This window comes from Pseudomonas sp. 51_B, from assembly GCF_017491595.1.
Taxonomy (GTDB): Bacteria; Pseudomonadota; Gammaproteobacteria; order Pseudomonadales; family Pseudomonadaceae; genus Aquipseudomonas; species Aquipseudomonas promysalinigenes.
Genome location: NZ_JAFGYW010000004.1, coordinates 83277 through 96002, shown reverse-complemented (window position 1 = coordinate 96002; position 12726 = coordinate 83277). Strand labels below are relative to the sequence as shown.

Genomic DNA, 12726 nt, shown 5'->3' with positions numbered 1-12726 from the left:
ACCCCGCTCCGCCAGGAGGCCCCATGCCGCGCCACCGTGAACTGACAATCACCCTCAAACCGCTGCAACTGGTTTTGTGCATAGCCCTGGGCTTATGGCTTGGCGCCGTGGCGATCGGCCTGAGTGCGGCGCTGGCCTTGCATCTGTGGCCCGAGCAGCTCGACCCGGAGTTACCGCCATCTGCCTATCGCGAGCCAACTCCTGCGGCGGCGCCCAAGCAACCGGCCGATGCACAAACCGAGATGTTCGAGCGCTACAAGGACATCCTGCACAAACAGGAAGCTCAGCAGGCTGCTGAAGCCGCCCAGGGCAACCCGCGCAATCTCAACAGCCCCAAGTGTCAGTTCTGGCTTGCGCAGAATCGCACCGCGCCAACCGACAAAAGCCAGGCCAACGTGCTTGAGTTCTGCTACTGATCATGAACAAGGCCACCCTGCTCACATGCATTGTGCAAACCCTGGAAAACGACATGCAGGTGCTACGCCGCGCAGCGCAGGCCGCCTATGAGGCGGCAACCGCCGAAGAAAACATCGCCGAGAACAAGTACGACACTTTGGGGCTTGAGGCGTCGTATCTGGCCACAGGCCAAGCGCGACGTACAGCCGAAATCCGCCAGGCGCTGCTGACTTACCAACAGCTGTTGTTGCGTGATTACGACGACTCTCTCGGGGTGCAGGTGAGCAATCTGGTGACCCTTGAGGATGAACAGGGTGAGCAGCGCTTGTTGTTCCTCGGGCCAGAGGCAGCGGGGCTGAAGATTGGCGAAGGTGATGAGCAGGTGACCGTGATCACCTCGCGCTCGCCCTTGGGCCAGCAACTGCTGGGCAAGAAGGTCGAGGATGAAGTGAATCTCGGGGCTCAGGTGTTCTTCATCATCGGTGCTGCCTGACCCATGAAATGACAAGAACAACTTTCTGAGTTACCGGAACTGGCCTCTTCGCGGCAAACGCCGCGCCCGCTGCTTGAGGCTCACGCCTACCCGTGCTTGCAGGCGCTGCGAAACGGCCAGCGCTAGCGATAGCCTTCTAGGCCAAGGCATCGAAGCGCTCTGCCAACCGCCTTTCGGCAAACTGCTCCACCACAAAGTCGATGAACGCTCGGGTCTTGCCGGGCAACAGTTTGTGCTCGGCGTAGTACAGGCTTATCGCCCCGTCATCTACATACCAGTCCGGGAGCACCCTTTGAAGCTGCCCCGCCTGCAGATAGGGCACGGCGAACGGCAAGCTTACCAAGGCGATGCCCAGGCCCTGCTGCGCAACCGCACAAGCGGCATCCGAGTCGCTCATGGTCATCGCTTGACGTAGCATTAACGGCTGCTGTTCTCCCCAGCGGCTGGTCAATGGCCAGGAGCGAACGCGCCCGGTCTGTGGCGAGCGGATGAGAACCCCGTCGTGGCCCTGCAATGCCTCAGCGCCATCGATATCGGCATGCTGGCGCAGGTAACCGGGCGCTGCCACCAACACCCGATGTGCCGGGGTCAACCTGCGCGCCACTACTCCCAATGGCAGCTCGAAACCGCCACCAATAGCGGCATCGAAGCCCTGGCCGATAAGGTCGACCTGGCGGTTGTCAAAATGCCAGTCCGGGGTGATTGCCGGGTAGCGACGCAAAAAATCACCCAGCAACGGCAGCACGTACAGGCGCCCGAACACAGTGCCCATACTGACCCTCAACAACCCGGCAGGCTGGCCCTCGGCGCTGGCGAGGTTGGCCACCGCGTACTGGATGGTACGAAAACTGTCGCTGACCTCACCCAGAAAACGTTGCCCCGCCTCGGTCAATGTCAGCCTGCGCGTACTACGCTGAAACAGCCGCACGCCAAGACGCGCCTCCAGTTGAGCCACATGCTTGCCGACCGCCGCAGGCGTGATGCTCAGGCGTCGCGCCGCCTCGGCGAAACTGCCCACCTCGGCGCTGCGGATGAAGCACTCGAGGGCGTTGAAAGATTCCATGGCCATGATTGCCAACCAAAGGTTTACTCTGATGATAGTGATTGCCATCTTATCAGCAGGTAATCATCGGTCGATACTGCGTGCATCCAAGGCATTCGGCCTTGCTATTCGAGCAGGAGATCAGCATGTCCCAGCAACTTACCCTGGAAGGCAAAGTCGCCTTCGTTCAAGGCGGCTCGCGCGGTATAGGCGCGGCCATCGTACGGCGACTGGCCCGCGACGGTGCGCAGGTTGCCTTCACCTACGTCAGCTCCGCTGGCCCTGCGCAAGCACTGGTCGAAGAGATCCAGGTCAGCGGCGGAAAAGCCCTGGCTTTGCGTGCCGACAGCGCCGAAGCCGCTGCACTGCAGCTGGCGGTCGACGATACCGTGAAGGCCTTCGGCCGCCTCGATATCCTGGTGAACAACGCAGGCGTGCTGGCAGTGGCACCGGTGGCCGAGTTCGACCTGGCAGAATTCGACCGCATGCTCGCGGTCAATGTGCGCAGTGTGTTCGTCGCCAGCCAGGCAGCCGCGCGCTACATGGGCCCCGGCGGGCGCATCATCAACATCGGCAGCACCAATGCCGAACGCATGCCCTTTGCCGGGGGCGCTCCATATGCCATGAGCAAATCGGCGCTGGTTGGCCTGACCAAAGGCATGGCGCGAGACTTGGGGCCCCAGGGGATCACCGTAAACAATGTGCAGCCTGGGCCGGTGGATACCGACATGAACCCCGCCAGTGGCGAGTTCGCCGATAGCCTGATCCCGCTGATGGCGATCGGGCGCTATGGGCAGGCCGATGAAATCGCCAGCTTCGTCGCCTACCTGGCCGGACCTGAGGCCGGCTACATCACCGGCGCCAGCCTGACCGCCGATGGTGGGTTCGCCGCCTGATGAACCGGGGGCCTTACGCCCCCGGATTCACCTTTGAATATGAGAGACGCATGAAATCGCCAACCCTCAGCCGCGCGCTGATCCTGCTGATGGCGACCGCCACCGGCCTGGCCGTGGCCAGCAACTACTACGCGCAACCGCTTCTACACAGCATTGCCGAGCAATTGGGGCTGAGCACTGCCAGTGCAGGGAGTATCGTCATCGCTGCACAGCTCAGCTATGGCGCCGGCCTGCTGCTGCTGGCGCCACTGGGGGATCTGTTCGAGCAACGGCGGTTGATCGTGTTCATGACAGCCCTGTCCGCTTTGGGCCTGGTCATCAGTGCCTGCTCGCCCAGCCTGCCCTGGCTGCTGCTAGGCACCGCCCTGACCGGCCTATTCTCGGTGGTCGCGCAGATACTCGTGCCGATGGCCGCCGCGTTGAGCGAGCCTGACCTGCGTGGGCGCGTGGTAGGTACGCTGATGAGCGGGCTGTTGCTGGGCATCTTGCTGGCACGTACCGCGGCGGGGTTCATGGCAGAACTGGGGGGCTGGCGCAGCATTTATGTGCTGGCTGCAGTACTGATGGCGCTGACTGCACTGGCTCTGTACCGCAGCCTGCCAGAGCACAACAGCCATGCAGGGCTCAAATACCCAGCGCTGATTGGCTCGGTGTTCCGCCTATTCATCGAAGAGCCGGTGCTACGTCTGCGCTCGTTACTGGGGTTGTTGGCATTCAGCCTGTTTGCCTTGTTCTGGACGCCGCTGGCCTTTCTGCTGGCGCGCGAGCCTTATCACTATTCAGACGCCGCCATCGGCCTGTTCGGCCTGGCCGGGGCGGCGGGGGCATTGGCTGCCAACTGGGCTGGGCGCCTGGCCGACCGTGGCAAGGGTTCGCTCGGGACCACCGTTGGCCTGGTGCTGCTGCTGGTATCGTGGGTGCCGCTGGGCTTTGCCGAACACTCGCTGCTGGCGTTGCTGGTCGGCGTGCTGCTGCTGGACCTGGCCGTGCAACTGGTGCATGTGAGCAACCAGAACGCGGTGATCGCTTTGCGACCTGAAGCACGAACTCGGCTCAATGCCGGCTACATCACCTGCTACTTCATCGGTGGTGCGCTAGGCTCGTTGCTGGGCACGCAGCTGTTCCAGCGGCAAGGGTGGATGGGCATCGTGGTAGCAGGACTGGTGATAGGCACCCTGGCCTTGGCGACATGGGGCATGGCGCAGCGCAAGGCAGCTGCGCAGTTGGCTTGAGCCAGCGTAGGTCGCGACATCGCGCCGCATTACCCTCTGTCGCTTGCTCGTTGACTTGCCTGCCCCGGTGGCGCTGAGTAGACGCAGGCCAAGGACCTTTCACTGACAGGATGAAGCAATGACAAGACTCACGGTGCAATCCGGCGATTTCTTGCAAGGTGAAGGCGAGTTTCGCAATGGATCGCTCACACTCAAGACTTCGCGCAGCCCTTCACCCGGCGAGCGAATTTCATTGGCGCGTATCGCTGACCTGCGCCTGGCGAGCCTTGAATCCAACCGCAGCCTGGGCAGCGCCTTGGGCTGGGGCGTGGCCGGTGCGCTGGTGGCCGGCCCGGTGGGCCTGCTGGCCGGGCTTTGGCTGGGCGGCAAAGAGGAAGAAGCCACCTTCCTGGCCACCTTCAAAGATGGCCGCAAACTGATGGCCATCACCGACGGCAAGACCTGGTCGAAGATCGACGACACTTGGCGCCAGCACCGCCCTGTCAAAGCGCCTGATTGAGTCCCCACGCGGCTCGCGCAGGCCGTGGGATAAGTCCCAACCTGTAGGAGCGGCTTTGGCCGCAATGCAAAAAGCCCCCGGCTTTTCAGCTCGGGGGCTTTTCGGAATGTGGCGGTGAAGAAGGGATTTGAACCCTTGATACGATTTCTCGTATACACACTTTCCAGGCGTGCTCCTTCGACCACTCGGACACTTCACCGTTTTCTCTCCAAGGCTTTCACCCCGTCGAGGCGCGCTAATTTAGTAGAAGATCTTTTCTTTGGCAAGCATTTTTTTCAATTTTTTCATGTATTTAAGCCAACCCACAGAAAAACCTTCGCAGCCAGGGCATAGCTGCCAATCTGGCCAGCGCTTTTCCAAGGCTGGGGCGCGCATTCCTGGCCCGGCAAGGGCTTGCGCCCTGACGCTGACTGCCCAGTCAGCCTTTGCGCTTTACCTGGCTCACCGCGCTGGGTAACGTCATCGCCACGCCAATTCAAGGACTGCGCCATGAGCGAGCTGATCAACTACCACGCCGAAGACGGCGTCGCTACATTGACCCTGAACAACGGCAAGGTCAATGCCATCTCCCCCGACGTCATTGCGGCCTTCAACGCTGCCCTTGACCGTGCCACCCAAGAGCGCGCCGTGGTGATCATCACCGGTCAGCCGGGCATCCTTTCCGGCGGTTACGACCTCAAAGTGATGACCTGCGGCCCAAAGGAAGCTGTGGCCTTGGTCACCGCAGGCTCCACTTTGGCGCGGCGCCTGCTATCGCACCCGTTCCCGGTGATCGTCGCCTGCTCCGGCCATGCCGTGGCCAAAGGTGCCTTCCTGCTGTTGTCGGGGGATTACCGCATCGGCGTCGAAGGCCCGTACAAGATCGGCCTGAACGAAGTACAGATCGGCATGACCATGCACCACGCCGGCATTGAGCTGGCTCGCGACCGCCTGCGCCGTTCGGCCTTCCACCGCGCGGTGATCAATGCCGAGATGTTCGAGCCCAAAGACGCGGTGGACGCCGGCTTCCTCGACCGCCTGGTGCCAGCTGAGCAGCTGCTGGAAACCGCACAAGGCGTAGCCCATGAGCTGAAAAAGCTGAACATGTTGGCGCACAAGAACACCAAGCTGAAAGTGCGCAAGGCGCTGCTGGACGCCCTGGACGAGGCGATTCTGCTGGACCAGGGCCATATGGGCTGACTGCCTGCGGCTCACACCGGTTTGCCCCGGCCAGTGCACGGTCGTACACTGCGCCACGACTGTCTGGTGTGAGTCGTACCATGCTCTACTCCCTTCGCATGCTCCTGCTGGGGCTGCATTTTCTGCTGGTGGGCGCCGTTGGCTTGCTGATCGGCTTGCTGCGCCCCTTCAACCGTGACAACAGCCGCATCTTCGCTCGCCTCTACAGCCTGCCGGCCACCTGGCTGCTGCGCATCAGGGTCAAGGCCGAAGTTGGCCCACTATGGGACCAGCCGCCCGGCTGTGTGATCGTCGCCAATCACCAGTCCAACTTCGACCTGTTCATCCTCGGCCATGTGGTGCCGCAGCGCACCGTTGCCATCGGCAAGAAAAGCCTGGGCTGGATTCCACTGTTCGGCCAGCTGTTCTGGCTGGGCGGCAATGTGCTGGTCGACCGCAAGAACGCCTACCAGGCGCGCAAGGCGATGCAGACCACCACCCGCATCCTGCGTGAAGACACCTCGATCTGGATCTTTCCTGAAGGCACCCGCAACCCCACGGATCAGTTGCTGGCATTCAAGAAAGGGGCATTTCATATGGCTGTCGAAGCCGGGGTGCCGATCGTGCCAGTGTGCGTCAGCCGCTATGCCCGGCGCCTTGGCTTGAACAGCTGGCGGCGGCGTAGCGTGATCGTGCGATCACTGCCGCCGATCGCTACCAGCGGCCTCAGCCAGCAGGACCTGCCAGCATTGATCGAACAGTGCCGCACCCAGATGCAGCAGTGCATCGACCACATGGAAAATGAACTGGCCGGCCTTTAGGTTGCTCTACGCTCAACTACAGCCCAAGCTGTAAATTGTGTGCAACCGGATAAGTGGACAACCATGGGTCGAGTCGTGGCATCGGCGGTGTATGCCGCAGGCAGAAAGGTCACCAATATCAGTATCGACGAAGGCAGCGAGTGGGCGCGCAAGCCTGGGCACTTCGTGTGGATCGGCCTCGAAGAGCCCAACGCCGAGGAACTGGCCAACCTGCAGTGCCAGTTCAATCTGCACGAACTGGCTATCGAGGATGCGCTGGAAAAACACAGCCGGCCCAAACTGGAAACCTTCGGTGACGCGCTGTTCATCGTCACTTACTCGCCGGTACGCCACGAGGGCAAGCTGGAGTTCATCGAAACTCATATCTTCGCCGGCAACGGCTACATCATCACCTGCCGCAACGGCCACTCCAAATCCTACGCCCTGGTGCGCCAGCGCTGTGAGGCACGCCCGCTGCTGCTCGAGCACGGCGAGGACTTCGTGCTCTACGCCCTGCTCGACTTCGTCACGGAAAACTACCAGCCGGTCAGCGAGGCCATCCATGGCGAGATCGAAGCGCTGGAGCAGAGCGTGTTGAGCAACTCGCTGCGCGAATCGGACATTCAGCGCCTGCACAGCTTGCGCCGCGACATTCTGCGCCTGCGCCGCTACGTGGCGCCGATGGTGGAGATCGGTGAAGAACTGCAGCGCCTGAGCTTCCCGTTCATCGACAAAAACATGCGCCCGTACTTCCGTGATGTGCAGATCCACGTCACACGTCAACTGGAGGACCTGGCAGGAATCCGCGACATCGCCAGCCAGACCATCGAAATCGGCATGCTGCTGGAAGCCTCACGGCAAAGCATTGTGCAGCGCAAATTCGCCGCCTGGGCGGCGATTCTTGCCTTCCCCACGGCGATTGCGGGGATCTACGGGATGAACTTCCAGAACATGCCAGAGCTAAGCTGGCACTACGGCTACTACGGGGTATTAGGCGTGATAGTACTGGGCTGTACCGGCCTGTTCGCCAGCTTCAAGAAGTCTGGCTGGTTGTAGGGCCCTAGGCGGGCCCCTTCCCTACGCTGCGCTGCTACCCAGGGTCGATCATGCAGCGCTGTCGCGGGCTTTGGTCGGCTGCTGGATGAACCGCATCATCCACTCACCCACCAAGTCACCCTGGTGCTCGGCGGCCAAGCTGGCGACAGCTTTGTGATAGACCTCATCGCCCAAGTACTGCTGACGCGCATCGAGCAGCGCCCGTGAGTAGTCATGGACGAATTCCGGATGCCCCTGGAAGCACAGCACCTGGTCACCGATGTGATAAGCGGCGTTCGGGCAGAAGTCGCTCGAGGCAATGACCGTAGCGCCTTCAGGCAGCTCGGTGACCTGGTCCTGATGGCTGATCAGCAGGGACAGTTCGCAAACCTCTGGGTCCATCCACGGCGCGTGGGCCGCCAGCGAATAGCGGTGGATCCCTACGCCCCAGCCCTGATCGGCACGTTCGGCCTTGCCGCCCAGAGTCAGCGCCAGTAACTGGTGGCCAAAGCACACGCCCAGCAGCTTCTCGCCGCGCTGGTATAGCTTGAGCAGGTACGCCTTGAGAGTTTGAATCCACGGATCGCTACCGAACGAATCGGCCTTGCTGCCGGTCACTAGATAAGCATCGAAGCGCTCGCCATCGGGCGGGTAATCGCCGTTCATTACGTTGTACACGCAAAACTCGGCTGCGATGGGCTGACGCGAAAAGAGCTGCTCGAACATCCTTCCGTAGCCCTCGTACTGCGCGGTCAACTCCGGTCGCAGGACATCGGTTTCAAGGATGCAGATGCGTAACGACATAGGGATAGTCCTGAACGACATGGGTGGAAATCAGCTGTAGAGACTGCCGCGAAAGCCACGTACAAGCAAGTAGGCTGCACTGACGAACGGTCACATTCTGTCGGACGAGGGTGAAGGTATTTGCGGGTGTCTACGCAGCAGCTGTCAGCGGTATGGCCCAATGCTTCATAGCCACCAGCGCTAAAGATGCAGTCTTTTAGCATAAAGGGTTCTCAAGTGAGGGTAACGCTAGTTCTGTGGGTGGTTTATATCCACCTATACGACACAAGCAGACCCGACAAGGAAGCCACCGGGTAATCAGGAATAACAACAAAAAGGCGGTCCGCCATGTTCAGACATTCGAAGCTTCGCCAAGCTGGGCTGATATTGTTCGCTACGACATTGCTGTTGATTCTCCCCAACCTTACACGCTTGTTCGGCTGAGAGCGCCAAGTGCCTTGCTTGGGTTAATCTCCCGTGTTTAGGACTGGAGAGCACCCATGCGTCAATGTCTCGCCGCGCTTGCCCTATCGTTGAGCCTGCCGTTATCGGCGGCGCAGTTGCACCTTGAATTGGGCGACCAAAGCGTGCAGTGGTCCAGTGAGCAATTGCTGCAGCACCCACAGGCGCGCGACATCAATGTCGACCAGGATGTGGCCTACAAACGCCCCATGCGTTATCGCGCCATACCCGTGGCGTTACTGCTGCAAGGGGTCAAGCCAGAGGACCATCTGCAGGCCGTTGCACTGGACGGGTTCGCCGCGGAAATGCCCGCCGCCCCGCTGCTCCAAAAAGGCCCCGCACAGGCGTGGCTCGCGGTGCAAGACCCAGCCAAACCCTGGCCACCCCTTGGCAAGGGCAAACCCAGCGCAGGGCCGTTCTACTTGGTGTGGACCAATCCGCAGGCAAGCGGTATCCGCCCCGAACAGTGGCCCTTTCAGATCGGCACCATCCGCAGCCTTGCTCCGGTAGAACAACGTTTTCCCGCGCTGCTGCCTGACCCGCGGTTACCGGCCAATGACCCGGTACGCCGAGGGTTCGCGCTATTTCAGCAGAACTGCCTGGCCTGCCACCGGCTCAATGGTGCGGGCGATGCGCAGTTCGGGCCAGACCTCAATCTGCCGCACAATCCCACTGAATATTTCCAGCCGCAATACCTACGTATGTACATTCGCGACCCACAGCGCCTTAGGCAATGGCCTCAGGCGCGCATGCCGGGCTTCGCGGAGAATGTATTGAATGAACAGGAGCTCGATGCTGTGCTGGCGTATCTTGCGCACATGGCTGAGCGCAAGAAGCATTGAATGTGCGGGGCTGCCAAGCAGCCCCATAACCTTAGGCAGTCTGCCTTTCGTGCTTGACGCCCCACCCTTCGACTTCGCCGCCGTAGGGTGAAACCAATTGCTCGAAGGCCTCCTCGAAGTCACCAATCCCGCAGTATGTGGCATACATGACCTTGCTCAGCTCCAAGTGCCACGCACCATCGTCGCGCTCATGCACCTGGGCGTTAAGCGACTCGCCCCGAAACTGCCTGGCCGCGCGGCGGGCCCCTGCTTCATCTGGAAATACCGCGTAGAACTCGATGGGGTGAATGCGAGTGAAATCGAAACCGCCAGCTTTCATCTGGCGCAAAACGTTGCTGCTGATATCGTCGTTCAGGCTGCTCATGAATCGTCCTCCCGAGTAAAGCGATGGATAGACTTTCCGTGCACTACGCACCTGCAGGCACCGCCGGCAGATCGAGCTGATGAGAGACGCGAATTGACGCAGGTGCAGGCCTGCAGAAAAGACCGGCACCTTCAAACAGCGTAGTGCCTGCACAGGCACCACGCCAACCGTTGATTCAAGGGGCTTCTTGGATGCTGGTGATGATCACGCCGTTCTGCTCCTTGAGCCAGCGTGCCGTTGGTGATGTAGCGCGGTCCTGGAAGTCGTTGAGGTCCAATTCATCCATGATCGGAAACAGATGCGAACGGATGGCGCGTGCGGCCTCTTCCTCGCTAGGGCGTTGCTCACCGTGCATCAGCAAGGTGGTTGGCTCGCCCTTCTGATCGGCAAAGATGACTTCCCACTCTTTCATTGAATAGCCCTCTGGATCGTACAGCGCCTGGTGTGTAGCGCCTGTAGAAGCAGACCCTGGGCCAGGGCATTCGTTCAGGCAAAAAAAGGGCCGCTATGCGGCCCTTTGGGTTCAGCGCCAGGGTTGCGGCTTATTTCTTTGGAGTGCCGTGGACCACACCGGCAGTGTTGTCCAGCAAGCTCTTGGTAGCGGTCTGGATGAAGGCTTCAAGCTGCTGCAGCATTTGCGTCTGCTCCGGGCTTTCGATCAGCTCGGCCTTGAACTCCTTGCCCAGCTGGTAGCGGTACATGCGAGGGCTCATGTCCTTGGATTCGATCAGCAGGTGGTCGCCCTTGACCAGGCCTACGATCTGTTCACTGCCCGACGGCTTGATCATGCCAATGCCCGGGTCGCCCTCAGGCAGGTTGAGCAGATCGCGCCCCCAGCACTGGTGGCGGGTCTGGCCACCCAGGCGGCCCATGATGGTCGGCACGATGTCGACCTGGGTACCGACGGTGTGGTTGACCGCACCGAACTTCTCCTGGATGCCCGGCGCAATCAGCAGCAGCGGCACGTTGAAGCGCCCCAGGTCCAGCTCGGTGACCTGCTGCTGGTTGCCGAACCCGTGGTCGCCGACGATGACGAACAGGGTGTCCTTGAAGTAAGGCTCTTTACGCGCTTTCTCGAAGAACTGGCCCAGTGCCCAGTCGGAGTAGCGCATGGCGGTCAGGTGCTCGTCCAGGCGGCCCTGGCCTGTGACTTTCTCAACCGGCAGGTTGGCAGGCAGCGCGTAAGGCGTGTGGTTGGAAAGGGTTTGCAGCAGAGCATAGATCGGCTTCTTGCCATCGTGCTTGGCCAGCTCCTCGTTACCACGGTCGAACATGTCCTGGTCGGACACGCCCCAGGTGGGGTCGGAGAACACTGGGTTGACGAAGTCGTTACGGCCAATGAAGGTGGTCATGCCCTGATTGCCGAAGAACCCGGACTGGTTATCCCAGGCGAAATCACCGTTGTAGACATACACGTCATCGTAGTCACGGGCACCGAGCAGCGCCGGCAGGCCCGACAGCTTGTGGCCACCCTCCGGGGTCTGCATCAGGTATTCGAAGCCTGGCAGGTTGGGGAAGCAGGCCATGGTGGCGAACATGCCCTGGTGGGTGTGGGTGCCGTTGGAGAAGAAGCGGTCGAACAGCAGGCCCTCTTTGGCCAACTTGTCGAAATACGGGGTGATGTTGTTCGGGCTGCCCAGGGCGCCGACAGAATGGCCGGCGAAGCTTTCCATGAGGATAACTACGACGTTCTTGATCGGCAGGGTGCGGTCGGCCGGTGGCAGGAAGTCACGGCGCACGGCAGCCTCGTCGGCATCGACCAGGGTGTCATGGGCGGTCAGCAGTTGCTTGCGCACGGTTTCGGTAGCCAGCTCTTGCTTCAATACGGGCTTCCAAATATTGGCGCGGTCTTCGCCGAAGCGGCTTTTGGCAGCGTCGATCAGGGTAAGGGTGCCATTGAGGCCCAACTGGTTGACGAAGTTGGAATCGGTAGTGAAGGCGTCACCCCAACGCATCGGCGGGCCCTGGCGCAGGGTGCCACGGGCAGCGACCACCGCTACCAGCAAGACCACCATGAACACCGCCAGGCGGTTGTACCAAGGCGCCACGCGCTGTTGCCCGGTACCCCGGGTCAAGCGATCGATGCCCTTGAACAGCAGGCTCAGCAGCCAGGTGCCGAAGGCCCAGGCCAACAGATAGCGCACGACCGGGAAGCCATACCAGAGCATGCTGAGCACGGTCTTGGGGTCTTCCTTGATGTACTGGAACACCAGGCCATTGAGGCGCTGGTGGAACTCACGGTAGAAGTCCATCTCCATCAAGCCGAGAAACATCACCACGCTGGAGGTGAGGGTCAGCCAGAAACGGAACAGCCCACGCCGGGCCATCAGCCAGGGGCTGAGCATCGCCAGCAGCAGCGGGATGCTCAGGTAGACCACCACGCGCAGGTCGAAGCGCAAACCATTGAGGAAGCCTTCGGCGACGGTCGAGTAAGGGGTGTCGCCGATCATGTCGCTGTTGTAGACCAGCAGCGCGAGGCGTACCAGGCTGAGCATCAACATGATCACCAGGGCGCTGAGCAGCGTGTAGGCCAGGTGCGATTTCAAGGTCGGCGTATAGGCTCGCGCGCCCTGTTGCTTCAAGGCATCCGTGTTAGCCATGAATGGGAATGTCCTAGGATTGCGGTTTGCGAAGGTGGCGTTGGGGGGTGCCCAACGCTGCGTTGTGCGGGTGCGGATTCTGTTTAAACCAGTGTGAAAATTTTGTCACGCCACTATTGCAGAT

At 61.0% G+C, this 12726-nt stretch carries 14 protein-coding genes and 1 tRNA gene; 9 read left to right on the top strand and 6 right to left on the bottom strand.

Annotated elements, in window-relative coordinates; genetic code table 11:
• Window positions 1-23 precede the first annotated feature (23 nt).
• Both J5M56_RS07045 and J5M56_RS07040 read left to right on the top strand, forming a co-directional pair.
• Window positions 24-416 carry a hypothetical protein gene (locus J5M56_RS07045; RefSeq protein ID WP_207936190.1) on the top strand — a complete coding sequence of 131 codons (393 nt, stop codon included), beginning with the start codon at window positions 24-26 and terminating at the stop codon, window positions 414-416.
• A 2-nt stretch (window positions 417-418) separates the two neighbouring features.
• Window positions 419-889 carry a GreA/GreB family elongation factor gene (locus tag J5M56_RS07040; protein WP_207936188.1) on the top strand — a complete coding sequence of 157 codons (471 nt, stop codon included), beginning with the start codon at window positions 419-421 and terminating at the stop codon, window positions 887-889.
• Window positions 890-1025: 136 nt separating this feature from the next.
• Here the strand turns inward: J5M56_RS07040 and J5M56_RS07035 are convergent, their stop codons facing one another.
• Window positions 1026-1958, bottom strand: a complete 933-nt coding sequence (locus tag J5M56_RS07035) for a LysR family transcriptional regulator (protein WP_207936186.1) — start codon at window positions 1956-1958, stop codon at window positions 1026-1028.
• A 119-nt stretch (window positions 1959-2077) separates the two neighbouring features.
• Here J5M56_RS07035 and J5M56_RS07030 point away from each other — a divergent pair, with 119 nt between their 5' ends.
• The 3 genes from J5M56_RS07030 (at window position 2078) to J5M56_RS07020 (ending at window position 4558) form a co-directional block, all read left to right on the top strand.
• A complete protein-coding gene (locus tag J5M56_RS07030; RefSeq protein ID WP_207936184.1) occupies window positions 2078-2827 on the top strand; it encodes a 3-oxoacyl-ACP reductase family protein in 750 nt (249 codons plus the stop codon).
• A 50-nt stretch (window positions 2828-2877) separates the two neighbouring features.
• Window positions 2878-4059 carry an MFS transporter gene (locus J5M56_RS07025; protein WP_207936182.1) on the top strand — a complete coding sequence of 394 codons (1182 nt, stop codon included), beginning with the start codon at window positions 2878-2880 and terminating at the stop codon, window positions 4057-4059.
• A gap of 118 nt (window positions 4060-4177) precedes the next feature.
• Window positions 4178-4558, top strand: a complete 381-nt coding sequence (locus tag J5M56_RS07020; RefSeq protein WP_186476617.1) for a hypothetical protein — start codon at window positions 4178-4180, stop codon at window positions 4556-4558.
• Between the two features lie 109 nt (window positions 4559-4667).
• Here J5M56_RS07020 and J5M56_RS07015 read toward each other — a convergent pair.
• A tRNA-Ser gene (locus tag J5M56_RS07015) sits at window positions 4668-4757 on the bottom strand.
• Between the two features lie 290 nt (window positions 4758-5047).
• Between J5M56_RS07015 and J5M56_RS07010 the strand changes: the two genes are divergently transcribed.
• The 3 genes from J5M56_RS07010 to J5M56_RS07000 all read left to right on the top strand — a co-directional run bounded on the left by J5M56_RS07010 (window position 5048) and on the right by J5M56_RS07000 (window position 7572).
• On the top strand, window positions 5048-5737 hold the full coding sequence (locus J5M56_RS07010) for a crotonase/enoyl-CoA hydratase family protein (RefSeq protein WP_060480005.1): 690 nt from the start codon (window positions 5048-5050) through the stop codon (window positions 5735-5737).
• Between the two features lie 80 nt (window positions 5738-5817).
• On the top strand, window positions 5818-6537 hold the full coding sequence (locus J5M56_RS07005; RefSeq protein ID WP_186476616.1) for a lysophospholipid acyltransferase family protein: 720 nt from the start codon (window positions 5818-5820) through the stop codon (window positions 6535-6537).
• Between the two features lie 63 nt (window positions 6538-6600).
• Window positions 6601-7572, top strand: coding sequence for a magnesium and cobalt transport protein CorA (locus J5M56_RS07000; protein ID WP_186476615.1), 972 nt, complete (start codon window positions 6601-6603; stop codon window positions 7570-7572).
• A 48-nt stretch (window positions 7573-7620) separates the two neighbouring features.
• On the opposite strand, the gene J5M56_RS06995 is transcribed toward J5M56_RS07000, so the two are convergent.
• Window positions 7621-8355 carry an amidotransferase gene (locus tag J5M56_RS06995; protein ID WP_207870468.1) on the bottom strand — a complete coding sequence of 245 codons (735 nt, stop codon included), beginning with the start codon at window positions 8353-8355 and terminating at the stop codon, window positions 7621-7623.
• A 479-nt stretch (window positions 8356-8834) separates the two neighbouring features.
• Between J5M56_RS06995 and J5M56_RS06990 the strand changes: the two genes are divergently transcribed.
• Window positions 8835-9638 carry a cytochrome c gene (locus tag J5M56_RS06990; RefSeq protein WP_207870466.1) on the top strand — a complete coding sequence of 268 codons (804 nt, stop codon included), beginning with the start codon at window positions 8835-8837 and terminating at the stop codon, window positions 9636-9638.
• Window positions 9639-9669: 31 nt separating this feature from the next.
• On the opposite strand, the gene J5M56_RS06985 is transcribed toward J5M56_RS06990, so the two are convergent.
• From J5M56_RS06985 to J5M56_RS06975, 3 genes are all read right to left on the bottom strand, one after another.
• Complete coding sequence (locus tag J5M56_RS06985; RefSeq protein WP_186476613.1) at window positions 9670-10002, bottom strand: ribonuclease E inhibitor RraB; 333 nt, start codon at window positions 10000-10002, stop codon at window positions 9670-9672.
• Between the two features lie 175 nt (window positions 10003-10177).
• Window positions 10178-10414, bottom strand: coding sequence for a hypothetical protein (locus tag J5M56_RS06980; protein ID WP_060479999.1), 237 nt, complete (start codon window positions 10412-10414; stop codon window positions 10178-10180).
• A gap of 130 nt (window positions 10415-10544) precedes the next feature.
• Window positions 10545-12602 (bottom strand): LTA synthase family protein, encoded by a 2058-nt coding sequence (locus J5M56_RS06975; protein WP_207870464.1) that lies wholly within the window; start codon window positions 12600-12602, stop codon window positions 10545-10547.
• Window positions 12603-12726 lie beyond the last annotated feature (124 nt).

Excerpts from the sequence above, each read along its gene's own strand:
- J5M56_RS07045 (WP_207936190.1), top strand. The coding sequence starts at position 24 with ATGCCGCGCCACCGTGAACTGACAATCACCCTCAAACCGCTGCAACTG.
- J5M56_RS07040 (WP_207936188.1), top strand. The coding sequence starts at position 419 with ATGAACAAGGCCACCCTGCTCACATGCATTGTGCAAACCCTGGAAAAC.
- J5M56_RS07035 (WP_207936186.1), bottom strand. The coding sequence starts at position 1,958 with ATGGCCATGGAATCTTTCAACGCCCTCGAGTGCTTCATCCGCAGCGCC.
- J5M56_RS07030 (WP_207936184.1), top strand. The coding sequence starts at position 2,078 with ATGTCCCAGCAACTTACCCTGGAAGGCAAAGTCGCCTTCGTTCAAGGC.
- J5M56_RS07025 (WP_207936182.1), top strand. The coding sequence starts at position 2,878 with ATGAAATCGCCAACCCTCAGCCGCGCGCTGATCCTGCTGATGGCGACC.
- J5M56_RS07020 (WP_186476617.1), top strand. The coding sequence starts at position 4,178 with ATGACAAGACTCACGGTGCAATCCGGCGATTTCTTGCAAGGTGAAGGC.
- J5M56_RS07010 (WP_060480005.1), top strand. The coding sequence starts at position 5,048 with ATGAGCGAGCTGATCAACTACCACGCCGAAGACGGCGTCGCTACATTG.
- J5M56_RS07005 (WP_186476616.1), top strand. The coding sequence starts at position 5,818 with ATGCTCTACTCCCTTCGCATGCTCCTGCTGGGGCTGCATTTTCTGCTG.
- J5M56_RS07000 (WP_186476615.1), top strand. The coding sequence starts at position 6,601 with ATGGGTCGAGTCGTGGCATCGGCGGTGTATGCCGCAGGCAGAAAGGTC.
- J5M56_RS06995 (WP_207870468.1), bottom strand. The coding sequence starts at position 8,355 with ATGTCGTTACGCATCTGCATCCTTGAAACCGATGTCCTGCGACCGGAG.
- J5M56_RS06990 (WP_207870466.1), top strand. The coding sequence starts at position 8,835 with ATGCGTCAATGTCTCGCCGCGCTTGCCCTATCGTTGAGCCTGCCGTTA.
- J5M56_RS06985 (WP_186476613.1), bottom strand. The coding sequence starts at position 10,002 with ATGAGCAGCCTGAACGACGATATCAGCAGCAACGTTTTGCGCCAGATG.
- J5M56_RS06980 (WP_060479999.1), bottom strand. The coding sequence starts at position 10,414 with ATGAAAGAGTGGGAAGTCATCTTTGCCGATCAGAAGGGCGAGCCAACC.
- J5M56_RS06975 (WP_207870464.1), bottom strand. The coding sequence starts at position 12,602 with ATGGCTAACACGGATGCCTTGAAGCAACAGGGCGCGCGAGCCTATACG.